Consider the following 16,323-nt stretch of genomic DNA (forward strand, 5'->3'; position numbering starts at 1 on the left):
TTAATCTGTTAGCCTACTCGGGCAAAAGTAATAAAATAATTAGGTCTAAAAGGGATAATTGATTCCTATTTGGATAACCGCATTGCTAAAGTTATAATCCCTGAACCATCTTTTAGACTGCACTTCTGCGGGATTGTAAGTTTTAAATCCGGTATCTACCCGAAACACAAAATAAGTAAAATCATATCGAAGCCCAAAACCCGTTCCCAGGGCAATATCAGCCAGTGAATCAAAACCACTAAACGTCTTAGCGGGATCATCTACGTTATCCCAAACATTCCAGATATTGCCTGCATCAGCAAATAAGGCGCCTTTGATGTTGCCTACTATCGGGAAACGATATTCAAGGTTAAAAGCCAGTTTGAGGTTTGCTTCGTTAAAGTCGTTGATATCGCTAGAACTTCCCGGGCCGAGGGAATAAGGAAACCAGGCCCTGTTATCATTGGATCCTCCGGCAAAATAACTACGTACAAAGGGGACACTTTCCGAGTTGCCATAAGGCACAGCCACTCCGAAAAAGCTTCGGAATGCCAGGACGTTAGACCGGTTGAGGTCCCAGTGTTTAATAAAGTCGAATTCGGTTTTTACGTACTGGGAGTAGGAGACGCCAAATACCTGTAAATTGCCATTCTCGTTTTGGTTAAACGGAAATATATAAGACAATCCGGAGAGGAGATTTCCCGCACTTTCAAGGTTTACCCTAAACTGGTAGAAACTATTGTCATTGATCCCAACCTTGTTGTTTTTTGTAAAAGTGTAGTTACTTGAAAATATAAGGTTGTTCTCCGTTAGTCGGTCTCTCCGTTCTTCAATCCTGCTCACATCAATAAAATCATCAGTCGCCGTTGCTATGGTACCATTTAGTACTGCATCAATAAAATCTGAGGTACCGCCAGGTATAATAAGATTGGGATCTTCCGGATCATTGCTGAAATCAAAAGCACCGGCCAGAGCGGGTTCATCCTCGTAATTGTCGGCTATATTATCCAGTGTTCTGTATGTACTTGTATAGACATTGAAAAACCTGTCCGAATTGACATTTCGGACATAAAGGATGTTTAATAATTCCAGTGTATTCCTTTGAAAATTATTGGGCACCCAGCCATAACTCAGAATAGTATTTAAGGTCTGTTTATCCAGCCCGATGTTTTTCTGAAAACTGGTACCGGCTGAAATACTGGTCTTGGGAAGCATAAAGGTAGGGATGATACGCTTTGTATTTAATAATGGGAACCATATCCTGGGAAAGGAAAGGTTGATGTCAGCTCCAACTTCAGAGAAAAAGTCCTCAGGAAGATTAGTATCACTTAATAGACCAAAAGTCCCCCTGGCCGAAAGACTCAAAGTTTCGGCACCTCCAAATATGTTACGGGTAATCAGGGAACTGCTAAAGCCTATCCCCAGTCGTTGAATATTGGAATGGGTAATATCCAGATTGAGACCCAGGGAATATTTCTTCCTGGCGGTCAGATAAATATTCGAAATCAGTTTGGATTGGGTACTGTCTTCAAGGATCTGAATATTGGGATATTTAAAAGTGTTGAGGTTGGTAATCTGCCGGTAGGTTCTCAACCTGTCAATATCCCTGTACAAACTGTCCTTTTCAAAGAAAATAGCATCGGTAAGGGCCTTGGGTTTATACCTCAGTTTGTCCTTGTAGTATATGGTGTAATTCTCAAATTCCGTTGATTGCATGGAATCGGACTCATCACCAAATTCGTAGTCCGCATAAATATTGATCTTATCAAAGGAGAATACTCTGTACTCCGAAGTGGTTATAGCGGTGTCGCTTCTTTTTCGCAGGTTCTCTATTTTGAGTTCCACATTCATTTGTTGATCGTCCCTTGTTTCGGTAGTATCGCGCAGAATATCATAGGTGATGGAACTCTCCTGAAAATTATATACTCCGGAATTGCGGAATAGTTCGGTAAGTCTTTGGCGTTCCTGGTTGAAATCACTGAGATCAAATTGCTTTTTCTCTTGGATAAAAGAGTTTTCTCTATTCAGGAGATACAAAGAGTCTATCGCCGGAGAGGCAATATTTTGGGATAGAGAATCGATAAAATAGGGTTTCCCCAAGGTTACGAGAAAGTCTAAAGCTGCTCTTTGCTTTCTTTTTTCTTCTACAATCTCAAAGGTTGTTGAATTGTTGAAATAGCCCTTGCTTCCGTAGTAGGAATTAAGTCGCTGGAGTGTTTTCCTCGCCCTCGAAGTGTCAATCACTACGGGAGCTTCTCCAATTTTCTTTAGCCATTCGCTGTACCCTTTTACCAGAAATGACTCGCCCAGGGCATCTACTTGCTTTTGGGACAAGAAATTTGCTAATTTTTCTTCACGTCCGGGTTTTTTGCCGAGCCAGGCCTGAAAGGTAGAATCCGGGTCTTTTTTAGCCAGATTGTAAAGATTGAGACGCAACGGATATCCCAGTACACGGGTGTTGGGTTCCTGAACGATAAGACTTTTAATATCTTCGTCCAAAACCTTTTCTCCATCGACAAAAATTGTATTTTTTGTCAGTAAAAGTTCGTCTTCTCCAACCCTCTTCAACGCATTACAGGAGGAAAGCAGCGCGATAAGCAGGAAGATACCTATTTTAGCAGCGATACCTTTAAGAGGAAAGGGGGTATTCATAAGTATCAAAAATACATTATTTGGATGGTTGGTAAAAGTCAAATAAAATTTATAAAAAGCTTACAACTAAAAAAATACCGGAAGTTGAACGGCCTATTTGTGGCTGAGGGAGTTAAGTTGGTGAACGAATTATTGCAAGCCGACCTGACACCTGAAGGGGTCTATACTACGGATCCAAAACTACTTATACCTCAGTTCTCCTCTTTTGAAGTGATAAGCGAGTCTGTCCTCCAGAAAATGAGTGGGTTAAAGACGCCAAACAAAGTCCTGGCAGTTTTTCGGATTCCTGAGTCTAAGCAAGCTGTTCTGGAGGAATGGACCCTTGCTTTGGACGGCGTAAAAGATCCCGGAAATCTGGGAACGATAATTCGCTTGTGCGATTGGTTTGGGATACCTCAGATCATCTGCTCAGAGGATACTGTGGATTGTTATAATCCAAAAGTGTTGCAGGCCACCATGGGCTCCATAGCGAGGGTAAAAATTGTATATACTTCTTTAGCGACATTGCTTAAAGACTCTGAACATAGCGCATGGGGAGCTGATATGCATGGCGAGAATATCTACGATCTCCGGTTTCCTACGAGCGGAATTCTGGTTATGGGCAATGAAGCTCATGGGATTTCAGACGAGGTAGGTGCATTGTTGGCCAAAAAGGTAAGTATTCCTCAGGTTGGTCCAAGCACCGCAGAAAGCCTAAATGTGGCAACGGCAACGGCAGTTTTATTAAGCGAATTGAGAAGAAAAGGCAGTTAAATTACTCAAAGGTAAAGTTTACAAACACCCCTCTAGTGCGAAGAGCCTCTATGTTTCCCGTCCATGGACTCGATGGATCGTTGTCCGGGACAAGTTCATCGGTTATTGCAAAAACGCCACGAATGGAGGGTGAAAACTTAAAATATTCAGTGTAAAAGTCGATTCCAAATCCCAGCTCGTAATTAAACACTTGTTTTTTCATCCTGAATGTACCGCTGTTGTTGTCATCTAAACTATCCTCATTACTTCCCAGGTTTAAGGAGCCCGAAAATCCTCCCACCAGAAAGGGTTTCCAGTTTCCAATTCGCCTGGCACTTACCTTTAATAAAAGTGGAAAGTTGATGTAAGTCGATTTAACCTCTCTGATGGCGTCATTTTCTTCTGAAAAACCAGGAAATCCTAAGGTTCTTGTGCCGTAGTACAGTCCGGGTTCAAAACGCAGATCGAGATGTTCGTGAAGTCGCAATTCACCTATGAGTCCAACATTAAACCCTATGGTCTTATTAACCAAAATGTCCTGTAGATCGTTTGCGTATTCAAACTTAAAATCATATTGATTAAAACCCAGAAAATAACCCCAATTCAACAGGGCCTTATCCTCGTTTTCCAGATTGAGGATAGGCTTTTCATTGAACTGCGCAAAAGCATCAGAACCCAGAAGGCATAAGAACAGGGCCAGTAGAAAGGTGAATCTTCTCATAAAGTTACTTAGAGGCAACGTAAATGGAGGCCACTCCAAATGTTTGGGGCTTGTTCTCCATACCTATAAACCCGATTTTCCCTAAAATATTGTTGAATTCCTGACCGTGGGGAAATACCGAAGCAGAATCGCTGAGATATTGGTACGCGGAACGGTCTTTGGAGAAAATCTTGCCAATTACAGGTAAAACGTATCTGGAGTAGAATTTGTAGCCCTGTTTAAAGGGTGTTTTTGTAGGGACTGAAGTTTCTAAAACCACGAGAGTTCCCTTGGGTTTTAACACCCTGTAGATTTCCCCAAGGCCTTTCTCAAGATTTTCAAAATTTCGAACGCCGAAGGCTACAGTTACGGCATCAAAAGTACCGTCTTTAAATTGCAGATTTTCACTGTCCCCAACAACCATTTCCACCTTGCCTTCTAATTGCTTTCTAAGCACTTTTGTTTTGCCAACTTCGAGCATCCCTTTTGAGATATCCAGCCCTACGATTTTGGAGGCACCTGTTTCTACCAAATTTATTGCCAGGTCTCCGGTTCCTGTGGCAATATCGAGAATATTTTTTGGAGATTTCTTTTTCAGTATCCGAACCACCCTCTTTCGCCATTTAACGTCAATCCCGAAAGATATTACCCGGTTCAGGCCGTCGTATTCACCGGAAATTGCATCGAACATGGAAGTTACCTGCTCCTTCTTTCCCTTTGATGAATCCTTGTACGGTGTTACATTCCTCGACATTCCTCAAATTTTTCGGCAAAGATAGTACATCGCAAAGGTTTATCAGGTCGCAAAGGGTAGAAGTATAGGATGTTTTGAGAATCTGGTTCTTAAATGGAGAGGGTTGAAATAAAAATATGTAATTTTGCCGAGCAAACCATGCAACTCTTCCTTAGGTAAGTGCCGTGGCTTATAGATCAATAAAGAACTTCCTTGACGATCTGTACAATATGATTAAAGACCTTATTATCTTATGAAGATTATCATTGCAGGAGCCGGTGAAGTAGGCTTCCATTTGGCCAAACTCCTCTCTTATGAATCGCAGGATATCACTCTTATTGACACTAATAAGGATAGCCTGATTTATGCCGACAGTCATTTAGATATCAGAGTGTTGAGGGGTGATGCTACTTCAGTATCCATCCTTCAGGAGGCGAGGGTTGAAGGTTCAGATCTGGTCATAGGGGTTACTTCTTCTGAAACGACCAATATCACCCTTTGTATGCTAGCCAAGCAGTTGGGGTGTAAAAAGACAATCGCCCGGATCTCAAATACTGAATTCCTCGATCATCGGGAAATGATCAAATTCTCGGAATTGGGTATTGATGAACTAATATCCCCGGAAGAATTGGCAGCGTCAGAGATCCAATTACTCTTGAATCAGTCGGCCTTTCACGACACTTACGAATTTGAAGATGGTGCACTCATTATGGTAGGCGTTTCCCTGCCTAAAAGCGCCCCCTTTGTAGGGAAATCGGTAAAGGAAGCAGCTTCTATCTTTCCCGAATTACACTTTATGCCCATTGCCATGCAGCGAAGTGGTACCCAATATACCCTGATCCCAAGAGGGGACTCGGTCTTTAAAGCCGATGACCAGGTCTATTTTGTTACCGATAAAAAAGGTGTGGACGAATTGTACAAGCTAACCGGGAAGAAAAAAGAGGAGATGAAAAACGTCATGATCCTCGGTGGAAGCAAAGTGGGCTTTAAAGCGGCACGCGATCTATGCGGGAAGAAATTCAACGTAAAACTGATAGAGAAGAACAAAGAAAAAGCATTTGATCTGGCCGACATTCTTCCCAACGCCCTGGTCATCAACGGAGATGGAAGGAACGTAGAGCTGATGGAGGAGGAAAGCCTCGATTCTATGGATGCCTTTATTGCAGTAACGGGGAATTCAGAGACCAATATAATGTCTTGCCTGGTGGCCAGGTCAAAAAATATAAAAAAGACGATCGCCCTGGTAGAGAATATGGATTACTTTCAGCTGTCACAATCCATCGGAATTGACACGCTGATCAATAAAAAACTTTTGGCTGCCAATAATATCTTTCGATACGTCAGAAAAGGCGAAGTTGTCGCTCTGACGAGACTGAACAACCTCAATGCTGAAATCCTCGAATTTGAAGTGAAACCAGAATCCAAAATGAACGGACAGGTCATCCGCGAACTCGATTTCCCGAGAAATGCAATTATCGGCGGAGTTATCAGAGATGGAGTGGGGTTAATAGCCTTGGGCGACTTTAAAATTGCCGATGGAGACAGGGTCGTGGTCTGTTGCCTTCCCCAGGCCATACAGAAAATCGAACGCTTATTTTTGTAAGATGGGGTTCAACGCTAAAATCATCCTACACCTTATGGGACTTTTGCTTCTCTGTAACGGTGGCTTTATGCTGCTGGCAGCAGTGGTAAGCGGAATTTATCAGGATGGAGTCACCCTTGAAATAACTTTGGCCGCCCTGGTTACTATGATGATTGGGGTCATGGCTATGTTTCTCACTAGGGGCCATAAAAAGGAGGTTAAACGCAAGGAGGGGTATATCATTGTCACCTTCGGCTGGATTATTATGGCGGCTTCAGGTGTCTTGCCATATTTGTTTTCAGGAGCTATCCCTGATATTACCAACGCTTTTTTTGAGACCATGTCTGGGTATACCACTACCGGAGCCTCAATCATTGATGATATAGAAGTTCTACCGGAGGGAATACTGCTCTGGAGAAGCCTCACACATTGGATAGGGGGGATGGGTATTATTGTACTTGCCATTGCCATCTTACCTCTACTGGGAATAGGAGGGATGCAGCTTTTTGCAGCCGAGGCACCCGGTCCTAATGCAGATAAACTACACCCAAGGATTACAGACACCGCCAAACGCCTCTGGCTGATCTACTTTGGCTATACCATTGCAGAAACCGTACTATTAAAACTGGCCGGAATGTCGTTCTTCGATGCCATCAACCACTCCCTGGCTACCTTGTCTACAGGGGGCTTTTCTACAAAAAATGCGAGCCTGGCCTATTGGAATAATCAACCCTTGATTCAATATATTGTCATTTTCTTTATGTTTCTGGCCGGGAGTAATTTTGTACTGAGTTATTTTGTTTTTAAAGGCAAGGTTCAGAAGGTACTCAGGGACGAAGAATTTAAGTTTTATGCTATTCTAACAGCCATTTTTGTTCTTGCGGTAGGGATGGTGATCTATTTTAGAGCCGATGTTCCGGTTTCAGAGTACCATCCGATGGTCTTGGGTGATCTCGAAAGCTCTTTCAGGCATGGCCTGTTCCAGGTGGTTGCTGTGATTACTACAACGGGTTTTGTATCGGCCGACTTTACAGCGTGGACGCCCTTTATAACAGTGTTCTTTTTCGGACTGATGTTTGTTGGCGGATCTGCTGGTTCCACAGCAGGTGGAATTAAAATCATGAGGCACATTCTGATTATCAAAAATGGGCTACTCGAATTTAAAAGGACCTTGCATCCGAATGCAATTATTCCCGTTCGGTTTAATCAAAAGACAGTGACAGAACACGTGGTTTATAATGTCATTGGTTTCTTTGTTCTCTATATGTTGCTCTTTATCATAGGAGCTCTTGTATTGGGATTTTTAGGTCTCGACTTTGAAACTTCAGTAGGAGGTGCTGCTTCTTCTCTTGGAAATGTCGGTCCTGCATTTGGGAATCTGAGTCCGTTGAACAATTTCAACAGCCTCCCCTCCCTAGGGAAATGGTGGTGCGGATTTTTGATGCTCGCCGGAAGATTGGAACTCTTTACGGTTCTTATTCTGTTGACTCCCTACTTCTGGAAGCGAACCTGATCAGCGATTAAAGAACTTTCTTGATTCTGTCAACGGCCTCTCTGATTTCCTCTTCTGAGGCAGCATAAGAAATGCGAATACAATCGGGGTTACCGAAAGCTTCACCGGTAACAGTGGCAACGTTGGCATGCTCTAGTAAATACATGGCAAAATCAGATGCATTGTTGATTTTCGTTCCCTGTAATTCTTTCCCAAAATAACTCGAAATATCAGGGAAAACGTAAAATGCACCTTCGGGGACATTCAGTTTAAAACCATCAATATTACCCAGCAAGTTGAGAATAAGATCACGTCTTTCGCTGAACTTATCGATCATGTATTGAATCTTGCTCACCGGGGCCTCAAGAGCGGCAATAGTGGCGCGTTGTCCAATCGCATTTGCTCCGCTGGTGATCTGACCTTGAAATTTTGTACAGGCCTTCGCGATCCAGTCGGCAGCACCGATATAACCAATCCGCCAGCCAGTCATGGCGAAAGCCTTGGAGACACCGTTCACTGTAATAGTACGGTCGTACATCCCGTCTATACAGCCAATACTGGCGTGTTTGCCCCTGAAATTGATATGTTCATAGATTTCGTCAGAAACCACAAAGATTCCAGGATATTTTTTTAATACGTCAGCAAGTCCTTTTAGTTCATCCTCACTGTAAACAGAGCCACTGGGGTTGCAGGGGGAACTAAACCAAAGCATTTTGGTCTTTGGGGTGATCGCGGCTTCGAGCTGCTCCGGAGTCATTTTAAAATCGGTATCTATCGAAGTGGGAACTTCAACCGGAGTCCCTTCAGCAAGCTTAACGATATCGCTGTAACTCACCCAATAAGGAGCTGGTAAGATCACTTCTTCTCCTTTGTTCAGCATCACCATGGCTACATTAGCAAGGGATTGCTTTGCTCCGGTGGAGACAACTATTTGGTTAAGGCCGTAGGTGAGATTATTATCTCTTTTAAATTTTTTTGAGATGGCGCTTTTAAGATCGGCGTACCCGTCTACAGGAGAATAACTGCTGTAATTTTCATCGATTGCCTTTTTTGCGGCTTCTTTAATAAAATCCGGAATATTAAAATCGGGTTCTCCCAAACTGAGACCTATGATATCCTTGCCTTCATTTCTGAGTTCCCTGGCCTTGGCAGCCATAGCAAGTGTGGCCGAAGTAGATAATTTGTTAATTCTATCGGATAGTGAGTTGCTCATTGAGGCTGTAGTTTATTGATACTGCAACTGAGGGTTTTTCCCCAGCTCTTTTAAATGTCTGAAGTGCGAAATTATAGCTTTTCTGGTAGTTTTATACTCATTGTACGGCAAATTAAATTCCCTGGCCGTTTCTTTCACAATTTTAGAGATTTTTGTGTAATGAATATGACTGATGTTGGGAAAGATGTGATGTTCAACCTGATGGTTTAGTCCGCCGGTAAACCAGTTGACAATTTTATTTTTCGTCCCGAAGTTTACGGTTGTAAATAACTGATGGATAGCCCAGGTATTTTTCATAGACCCGTCTTTTTCAGGCAATGGTGTCTCTGCTTCATCCACCACATGGGCGAGCTGAAATACCACGCTGAGAATCACTCCTGCCACATAGTGCATAATAAAAAAGCCCAATAAGATCTTCCACCAGGCAATGCTTAGAAAAATCATTGGAAGGACAATCCAGATCGTAACATAGATGGCTTTGGTAGCTAATAAAACACTCCAGTTGAGGAAGGGGTTAGGAAATTTTCCGTAGGAGAGCTTCCTTTTTGTATAGCGGTACATCTGCATAAAGTCGGTAGTAATAGCCCAATTAAATGTGAGCAGTCCGTAGAGTAATACCGAGTAAAAATGCTGGAATTTATGAAAACGATGCCATTTGGCGTGTTTAGAGAAACGCAATACCCTGCCCGCTTCCAGATCTTCGTCATGATTGTGGATATTGGTATAAGTGTGGTGTAAAACGTTGTGCTGAACCTGCCAGTTGTAAACATTCCCCGCCAGGATGTAGATGCTGCTTCCCATGAGTTTATTAACCCATTTTTTAGTGGAATAAGAACCGTGATTACCATCGTGCATCACATTCATACCTACGCCGGCCATTCCAACACCCATGGTAATGGTCAATAATAAATTAGCCCAGTTGGGTAAATTTAAAGTCAGAATTAAAAAATAAGGGGCGAGGAAGAGGGCAAACATTACTGCAGTTTTGAGGTGCAATCTCCAGTTCCCAGTCTTTTTTAAATTGTTTTCAGCAAAATAAGTGTTAACCCGCTTGTTCAGGGTTCTGAAAAATTTGGCTGAGTCCTTTCTTGAAAATTTGATTGTCGAATTCTCCATAAATAGTATTAAAAGCCGTAAAGATAACGGAAAATGTATCCAAATAATGCCCGCCAAGTCATAAAATTAGACTAAATAATGATTTGATTTGTGGTACTTTTAACTCATAACTTCTGTTTTATGGATGCTACTTTAATCGATAAATACTTCCCCAATCTCACCGATGTACAACGTCAACAATTCGGAAAATTAGGTGTGTTATACCAGGATTGGAATCAAAAGATCAATGTAGTTTCCAGAAAGGACATCGATGAACTTTATCTCAGACATGTACTTCATTCCCTGGGCATTGCCAAAGTCATGCCTTTTCTGCCAGGAGCTCAAATCCTTGATGTAGGCACCGGAGGCGGTTTTCCCGGGATACCTTTAGCTATTCTCTTTCCGGAAACGCAATTTACCCTTGTAGACTCTATAGGCAAGAAAATTAAGGTGGTAGAAGAAGTAAAAGAAGGTTTAGAATTAACCAATGTTACGGTAAAGAATATACGGGTGGAATCATTGCAAGCGCAATTTGATTTTATTGTAAGCAGGGCCGTAGCCGCTATGCCCACCTTTGTTCACTGGGTCAGAGGCAAGATCAACAAGGAATCGGTTCACTCACTAAAAAATGGTATTTTGTATCTAAAGGGAGGAGATCTGACAGAGGAGTTAAAATCCTATAGAAATGCTCAAATATTTGATCTGTCAGAATATTTTGCAGAAGATTTTTTCGATTCGAAGAAAGTCGTATACCTACCCATGAAGTTTCGGGGATAACTACATCGTTAACATGGACAGATAGCAATATCTGCACTTACGGGCAAACTTTTTGATAGCTTCATACCGACTTGAATACATCGAATGTATCCTTTCCATAGGGTTTCTACTAGCGCCTGAATTCTTCATAACTATTAATCTTATATTTCAAATTTACAAAAATATTACTTTAAGTTAACGTAAAATTTACATTAAAAGTATGGAGTTTCTTAGTTTGATATAGGCTTTGTACAAAAAAACCCCCTAATAATCAGTGTATTAGGAGGTTCGATATTAGATTTATTGTATTTTCTATCCCATAAAAGGGTAACGATAGTCTTCCGGACTTACAAAGGTCTCCTTTATCAATCTCGGGGATACCCATCTGAGAAGATTTTGGGCTGATCCGGCTTTGTCATTAGTACCTGAAGCCCTTGCTCCGCCAAAGGGTTGTTGTCCTACAACTGCACCGGTTGGCTTATCATTAATATAGAAATTCCCCGCGCAGTTTTGCAGGGCTTTGGTTGCTTCATCAATGGCGTAACGGTCCGTAGCCAATACTGCACCTGTAAGTGCATAAGGGGAAGTGGTGTCTACCAGTTCCAGAGTATTTTTCCAATCGTCATCTTCGTAAACGTATACCGTAACCACGGGTCCAAACAACTCTGTTTCCATGGTAACATAGTGCGGATCCGTAGTTAAAATTACGGTGGGTTCTATGAAATATCCTTTAGACTTATCGTATCCTCCGCCTGCAAAAATGAACGCATCCTTGTCTTTTTTTGCACCGTCAATAAAAGATGCTAGCTTGTCAAAGGATCCTTCGTGGATTACGGCTGTAATAAAGTTGTTCATATTCTCAGGAGAGCCGGGAGGGTTGAAGGATTCAATATCTTTCTTTACCTCCGCAAGGATTGTATCAGCTGTTGATTTCGGCAGATATACCCTTGAAGCAGCACTGCACTTCTGTCCTTGAAATTCGAAAGCTCCCCTTACAATGGCCGTAGCAACCTGCTTTGGCTTTGCAGTGGGATGCGCTAGGATAAAGTCTTTTCCTCCGGTTTCACCTACAATTCGCGGATAGGTTTTGTAGGTGTGAATATTGTTGCCTATTTGAGTCCACAGGCTTTTAAACACATCTGTTGAACCTGTAAAATGAATTCCTGAAAAATCCGGGTGAGCAAGTACAGTTTCCGTAACCATTACCGGATCTCCGTAGATCACATTGATGACCCCATCGGGAAGCCCCGCCTCTTTAAAGACATCTACAAGGATCTTGGCCGAGAAGATCTGACTGTCACTGGGTTTCCAAACTACCACATTTCCCATCATCGCAGCACTGGCCGGAAGATTTCCTGCAATAGCAGTAAAGTTAAATGGAGTAATGGCATAGACAAACCCTTCCAAAGGTCTGTACTCAACCCGGTTCCAGATACCTTCGGCAGAATCGGGCTGTTCCTGATAGATCTGGGACATGTATTCTACGTTAAAGCGAAGGAAATCGATGAATTCACAGGCGGCATCAATTTCAGCCTGGTGAATAGTCTTTGACTGAGCGATCATTGTTGCGGCATTGATTTTGGCCCTGTAGGGTCCTGCCACGAGTTCAGCGGCCTTTAAAAATATGGCTGCGCGTTGTTCCCAAGACAGATTGGCCCAGGCATCCCTAGCTTGCAGAGCATTTTCAATGGCCTGATCTACGTGCTTTTTCTCAGCGAGGTGGTATACACCTACTATGTGTTGGTGATCATGGGGAGGAGACAAGGGCCTGGTGTTTCCTGTTCTTATTTCACTAGATCCGATATATAGCGGAATGTCTTCCTTTCCGTTGAAATATGTTTTGTATTGCTCAAGAACAGCTTCCCGTTCCGGAGTTCCGGGAGCATAGCTTTTTATCGGTTCATTGATCGCTATTGGTACTTGAAAAAATCCTTTACCCATGATTTAGATAGTTTAGTTTAAAATCATGCAAAGGTACTAAAAGAAGGAAGCTTTATAAAATACTAAGTGAGTGAAATACGACTTAATTCAATGCAAAAGGGGCACTGAATTTGAACACGGGAACGTAGACCCTGAATTTTTCGGTTGTCGTAAAATTAACCATATTGAAATACCCCTTCATGGAGCCTATAGGTGATGAAAGCAGGCATCCAGAACTGTACGTATGCGACTGCCCCGGTTTAATCACCGGTTTCTTACCTATTACCCCTTCACCGTCGAGAATTTCCATTTCGTTCAGGGCGTCGAAGATTTGCCAGTGTCTGGAAGTAAGTTGCACCGAATGCTTGCTTTGGTTTTCTATACTTATGGTGTATCCGAAAGCAAAATGTGTTTTGTAATTTTTAAAGAAAGTACCTTCAAAACTAGTTGCAACTGAAATCTTAATTCCCTTGGTTACCTGTGTAATCATTTTCTCGTCTTCTTTGTCCTTTAGTTCTTCTTCTTGAGCGTAAAAGCAACTTATCTCCAAATCGCCCTTTTATCCTTGATGCAGAAGAAGATTTGAATCAATATCCTTCAATTTCCTGAACTTCAGATAAGTTGGGTCTGCCAAGATAAGAAATATGACAATTGTCTTGAAGCTTTGGAAAAAATATTCGGTGTAGCGGTAATTTTCTCTGCTTAAGCCGAACATACTAATTCGTAATCGTACTCGAATTGGCTGTACCTATCCCGATGATACCGTCATACAGTTCTCCGAAATCTCTGTAATAAACCAAGATGAGGTAGTTGTTTTCGGTAAAGTGGAAATTACCTCCAACGGCATTGAAATCAACCAGGCCGTTATCTTGTTTAATAGCATACTCGTAATTATAAAATCCCTGCTTAAGAAGTAGGGTAGCTTCCATATTTCCTGTGGCCTCGTTGTAACTCATTTTGTTCCCTTCTTCCAGGGCGTAGTTGTTGAATTTTCCGTAGATAAATACCTCATCCAGGCCAATCCGTTCGGTATAGGGAAGCGTAAAGTGAACTTCTGTGTATTCCGCTTCGCGGGATACTTCTTCACCCTGCAGAGTCCTCACAAGGAAGTCCCCATTGATATCAGGAAAATAGGTGTATTCCCTGTCGTATCTGTAAATGTCCGGAAAGAGATAATGTTGATACAGATCCTGGAATTCTATCCTTGAAATTGCCGCCGTTGGGGCTCTTAAATCACTGGTATCAAAATTTAAAAATTCATTCCCACCCAAAAAACTCGTCTCCTTATCGTATTTGTAAACGAGAGAATTCCCCAAAATATATTGAGGTTCTATGTTCGTCAACATCGAATTCCATTGATAATTTTGGAGTATAGCCACTTTGATTTCTCTTTTGGGATTCACCCAGGGGAAGCCTGCAGAATTGATCTCAAATTGCACCGATTGCCTCTCGTTGAGAAAATTAAAATCCCTGGAACGTTTTACCACCGCGCCTACCTTAACCAGGTCGCGATAGACCACGAATCGCCTGGAAAATTGCAATTCGTACGAGCTGTTGTAAACTTCCAACACGTAGTTTCCACTTACCTTAAGTCGTACGTTGGCATTTGGCAGGGTTAGTTGGTAGTTAGAATAAGGCTGGAGCGTATTATAGCTGTTTTCGTAGTTGATGATTCTTTGATTATCCATCCCATTGAGGTATTGGGATTTCAGGAGTTGTGACTTTTTCCAGTCGTAATCGCAATGGACGATTGAATAATAGTAATCTTGTTCCAGGGCGAGAAGATCGTCAAATTCAAGGAAAATCTCTTCCCCTAATTGCACCACCGGGAACTGCTCTTCGGTGGGTCCTCTGAATATTACAGATTTTATATTTTCCGGAGGATTAGCTTCGTGTTGCACCTGGGCAAAAGCCTGAAGCACAAAGAAGCACAAAAAAAAATGTTTAAGATTTAGACGCATAATCTGGCTAAATTTGGACCAAAGGTAAACAAAAACCATGCCCTTAAAATTACCTTCGTTGTAATGCCCAAATTTATAGGCAATAATTATGAAAACTTTCTTTTAAGTGGTATTTTTGGGCAAATTTTCATAACCATAAAAGGGTTCTGTTTTATGTCAAAAGACATTCGAATTAAAAAGGGGTTAAATATTAACTTAGTAGGTGCTGCCGAACCTACAACTTCTAAGGCTGCACTGAGCAATGTTTACGCTATCAATCTTTCAGACTTTCACGGCCTTACGCCAAAAATGCTCTTAAAAGAAGGTGCAGAAGTAAAAGCCGGTGAGCCCATATTTTACAACAAAAAAGTTGAATCCATGATGTTTGTCTCACCTGTTAGCGGGGAGCTGATTGAAATTGAACGCGGCGCGAGAAGACGGATTTTAACTTTAAAAATCCTGGCGGATAAAAAACAGGAATTCATAACACATAAAACACTTGAGATCGATAAGGTTTCGGCTGCAGAAGTAAAAGGCTTTTTATTGCAAGCCGGTTGCTGGCCCTTTATCAAACAAAGGCCCTATGATCTCATAGCCGATCCGGACTCGACTCCCAAGGCAGTTTTTATCTCAGGATTTAATACAGGTCCTCTGGCAGCCAACCTGGAATACGTACTTGCAGGAAAGGAAAAAGAATTACAGGCGGCTCTTACTGCCCTTGGGAAATTAACTCCCGGAAGTGTTCACGTATCTGTGAGTGCTGCAGGCAGTTCCATCTTCTCCCAAATGGAGGGAATAGAGTTACACAAGGTAAAAGGCCCTCATCCGGCCGGCCTGGTAGGTACTCAGATCAATAAGATTGATCCAATTAATAAGGGAGAAAGAGTATGGACCGTTGGTGCAGCCGATCTGGTCATCATCGGAGAAGCGCTTTTGACGGGTAAATTTAATGCGGAGCGACTAATAGCCCTTGCGGGATCCTCCATTAAAAAACCACAGTATTACAAAACTAAAATAGGGGCAGAGGTGGCTACCTTCCTCTATGCAAGCGGAGTAAATGACAAGAATTTCAGAGTTATTAATGGCGATGTGCTGACGGGATCTAAAACCCGGCAGGATGGTCATCTTGGTTTTTACAATTCAACGGTCACTGCGATTCCCGAAGGCGATGATTATGAATTATTTGGGTGGAATAAACCCGTTTTCGATAAGATTTCAACGACCAGGGCATTGACATTCCATTGGCTACAGCCCAATAAGAAATATGATCTGGATACAAATACCAACGGCGAACACAGAGCATTTGTAGTCACAGGGCAATACGAAGAGGTTTTTCCCTTAGACATCTATCCGCTACAACTTTTAAAAGCTTGTATGGTACAGGATCTTGATGAAATGGAGCAGCTGGGACTCTACGAAGTGATTCCCGAGGATTTTTCCCTAACCGAATTTATTTGTATTTCTAAGCAACCTCACCAACAAATTATTAGAGAAGGTTTAGACTTATTACACAAAGAAATAGGATAATA

Annotated in this window: 13 protein-coding genes; 5 read left to right on the forward strand and 8 right to left on the reverse strand. The window is 42.1% G+C overall.

From position 1 onward, the window contains the following. Positions 1-45: 45 nt before the first annotated feature. Positions 46-2,631 (reverse strand): translocation and assembly module lipoprotein TamL, encoded by a 2,586-nt coding sequence (gene tamL, locus EQY75_RS02130; RefSeq protein ID WP_129602449.1) that lies wholly within the window; start codon positions 2,629-2,631, stop codon positions 46-48. A gap of 84 nt (positions 2,632-2,715) precedes the next feature. Here tamL and EQY75_RS02135 point away from each other — a divergent pair, with 84 nt between their 5' ends. Further along, positions 2,716-3,384 carry an RNA methyltransferase gene (locus EQY75_RS02135; protein ID WP_342774030.1) on the forward strand — a complete coding sequence of 223 codons (669 nt, stop codon included), beginning with the start codon at positions 2,716-2,718 and terminating at the stop codon, positions 3,382-3,384. A 1-nt stretch (position 3,385) separates the two neighbouring features. Here the strand turns inward: EQY75_RS02135 and porT are convergent, their stop codons facing one another. After that, positions 3,386-4,084 (reverse strand): type IX secretion/gliding motility protein PorT/SprT, encoded by a 699-nt coding sequence (gene porT, locus EQY75_RS02140; RefSeq protein ID WP_129602453.1) that lies wholly within the window; start codon positions 4,082-4,084, stop codon positions 3,386-3,388. A gap of 4 nt (positions 4,085-4,088) precedes the next feature. Then, positions 4,089-4,817: a bifunctional demethylmenaquinone methyltransferase/2-methoxy-6-polyprenyl-1,4-benzoquinol methylase UbiE gene (gene ubiE, locus EQY75_RS02145; RefSeq protein WP_129602455.1), complete on the reverse strand. Its 729-nt coding sequence runs from the start codon at positions 4,815-4,817 to the stop codon at positions 4,089-4,091. Positions 4,818-5,049: 232 nt separating this feature from the next. Between ubiE and trkA the strand changes: the two genes are divergently transcribed. Next, positions 5,050-6,399: a Trk system potassium transporter TrkA gene (gene trkA / locus EQY75_RS02150; RefSeq protein WP_129602457.1), complete on the forward strand. Its 1,350-nt coding sequence runs from the start codon at positions 5,050-5,052 to the stop codon at positions 6,397-6,399. A 1-nt stretch (position 6,400) separates the two neighbouring features. Next, positions 6,401-7,891: a TrkH family potassium uptake protein gene (locus tag EQY75_RS02155; RefSeq protein WP_129602459.1), complete on the forward strand. Its 1,491-nt coding sequence runs from the start codon at positions 6,401-6,403 to the stop codon at positions 7,889-7,891. A 7-nt stretch (positions 7,892-7,898) separates the two neighbouring features. Here EQY75_RS02155 and EQY75_RS02160 read toward each other — a convergent pair whose 3' ends face one another. Then, positions 7,899-9,083, reverse strand: coding sequence for a pyridoxal phosphate-dependent aminotransferase (locus tag EQY75_RS02160; RefSeq protein WP_129602461.1), 1,185 nt, complete (start codon positions 9,081-9,083; stop codon positions 7,899-7,901). 12 nt (positions 9,084-9,095) lie between these two features. Next, positions 9,096-10,199, reverse strand: coding sequence for a fatty acid desaturase family protein (locus EQY75_RS02165; RefSeq protein WP_129602463.1), 1,104 nt, complete (start codon positions 10,197-10,199; stop codon positions 9,096-9,098). Positions 10,200-10,319: 120 nt separating this feature from the next. Here EQY75_RS02165 and rsmG point away from each other — a divergent pair, with 120 nt between their 5' ends. Then, complete coding sequence (gene rsmG / locus EQY75_RS02170; protein ID WP_129602465.1) at positions 10,320-10,955, forward strand: 16S rRNA (guanine(527)-N(7))-methyltransferase RsmG; 636 nt, start codon at positions 10,320-10,322, stop codon at positions 10,953-10,955. A gap of 291 nt (positions 10,956-11,246) precedes the next feature. On the opposite strand, the gene pruA is transcribed toward rsmG, so the two are convergent. The 3 genes from pruA to EQY75_RS02185 all read right to left on the reverse strand — a co-directional run bounded on the left by pruA (position 11,247) and on the right by EQY75_RS02185 (position 14,815). Further along, positions 11,247-12,875 (reverse strand): L-glutamate gamma-semialdehyde dehydrogenase, encoded by a 1,629-nt coding sequence (pruA, locus tag EQY75_RS02175; RefSeq protein ID WP_129602467.1) that lies wholly within the window; start codon positions 12,873-12,875, stop codon positions 11,247-11,249. A gap of 82 nt (positions 12,876-12,957) precedes the next feature. After that, complete coding sequence (gene apaG / locus EQY75_RS02180; RefSeq protein WP_129606892.1) at positions 12,958-13,344, reverse strand: Co2+/Mg2+ efflux protein ApaG; 387 nt, start codon at positions 13,342-13,344, stop codon at positions 12,958-12,960. 226 nt (positions 13,345-13,570) lie between these two features. Continuing rightward, positions 13,571-14,815 carry a type IX secretion system plug protein gene (locus tag EQY75_RS02185; RefSeq protein ID WP_246019953.1) on the reverse strand — a complete coding sequence of 415 codons (1,245 nt, stop codon included), beginning with the start codon at positions 14,813-14,815 and terminating at the stop codon, positions 13,571-13,573. A gap of 153 nt (positions 14,816-14,968) precedes the next feature. Here EQY75_RS02185 and EQY75_RS02190 point away from each other — a divergent pair, with 153 nt between their 5' ends. Beyond that, positions 14,969-16,321 (forward strand): Na(+)-translocating NADH-quinone reductase subunit A, encoded by a 1,353-nt coding sequence (locus tag EQY75_RS02190; RefSeq protein ID WP_129602471.1) that lies wholly within the window; start codon positions 14,969-14,971, stop codon positions 16,319-16,321. Positions 16,322-16,323: the final 2 nt, after the last annotated feature.

This window comes from Muriicola soli, assembly GCF_004139715.1.
GTDB classification, from domain to species: Bacteria; Bacteroidota; Bacteroidia; order Flavobacteriales; family Flavobacteriaceae; genus Muriicola; species Muriicola soli.

Bases quoted from the DNA above. Each gene is read 5' to 3' on its own strand.
- rsmG (WP_129602465.1), top strand. From the start codon at position 10,320: ATGGATGCTACTTTAATCGATAAATACTTCCCCAATCTCACCGATGTA.
- pruA (WP_129602467.1), bottom strand. From the start codon at position 12,875: ATGGGTAAAGGATTTTTTCAAGTACCAATAGCGATCAATGAACCGATA.
- apaG (WP_129606892.1), bottom strand. From the start codon at position 13,344: ATGATTACACAGGTAACCAAGGGAATTAAGATTTCAGTTGCAACTAGT.
- tamL (WP_129602449.1), bottom strand. From the start codon at position 2,631: ATGAATACCCCCTTTCCTCTTAAAGGTATCGCTGCTAAAATAGGTATC.
- EQY75_RS02160 (WP_129602461.1), bottom strand. From the start codon at position 9,083: ATGAGCAACTCACTATCCGATAGAATTAACAAATTATCTACTTCGGCC.
- EQY75_RS02155 (WP_129602459.1), top strand. From the start codon at position 6,401: ATGGGGTTCAACGCTAAAATCATCCTACACCTTATGGGACTTTTGCTT.
- EQY75_RS02190 (WP_129602471.1), top strand. From the start codon at position 14,969: ATGTCAAAAGACATTCGAATTAAAAAGGGGTTAAATATTAACTTAGTA.
- ubiE (WP_129602455.1), bottom strand. From the start codon at position 4,817: ATGTCGAGGAATGTAACACCGTACAAGGATTCATCAAAGGGAAAGAAG.
- EQY75_RS02185 (WP_246019953.1), bottom strand. From the start codon at position 14,815: ATGCGTCTAAATCTTAAACATTTTTTTTTGTGCTTCTTTGTGCTTCAG.
- trkA (WP_129602457.1), top strand. From the start codon at position 5,050: ATGAAGATTATCATTGCAGGAGCCGGTGAAGTAGGCTTCCATTTGGCC.
- EQY75_RS02165 (WP_129602463.1), bottom strand. From the start codon at position 10,199: ATGGAGAATTCGACAATCAAATTTTCAAGAAAGGACTCAGCCAAATTT.
- porT (WP_129602453.1), bottom strand. From the start codon at position 4,084: ATGAGAAGATTCACCTTTCTACTGGCCCTGTTCTTATGCCTTCTGGGT.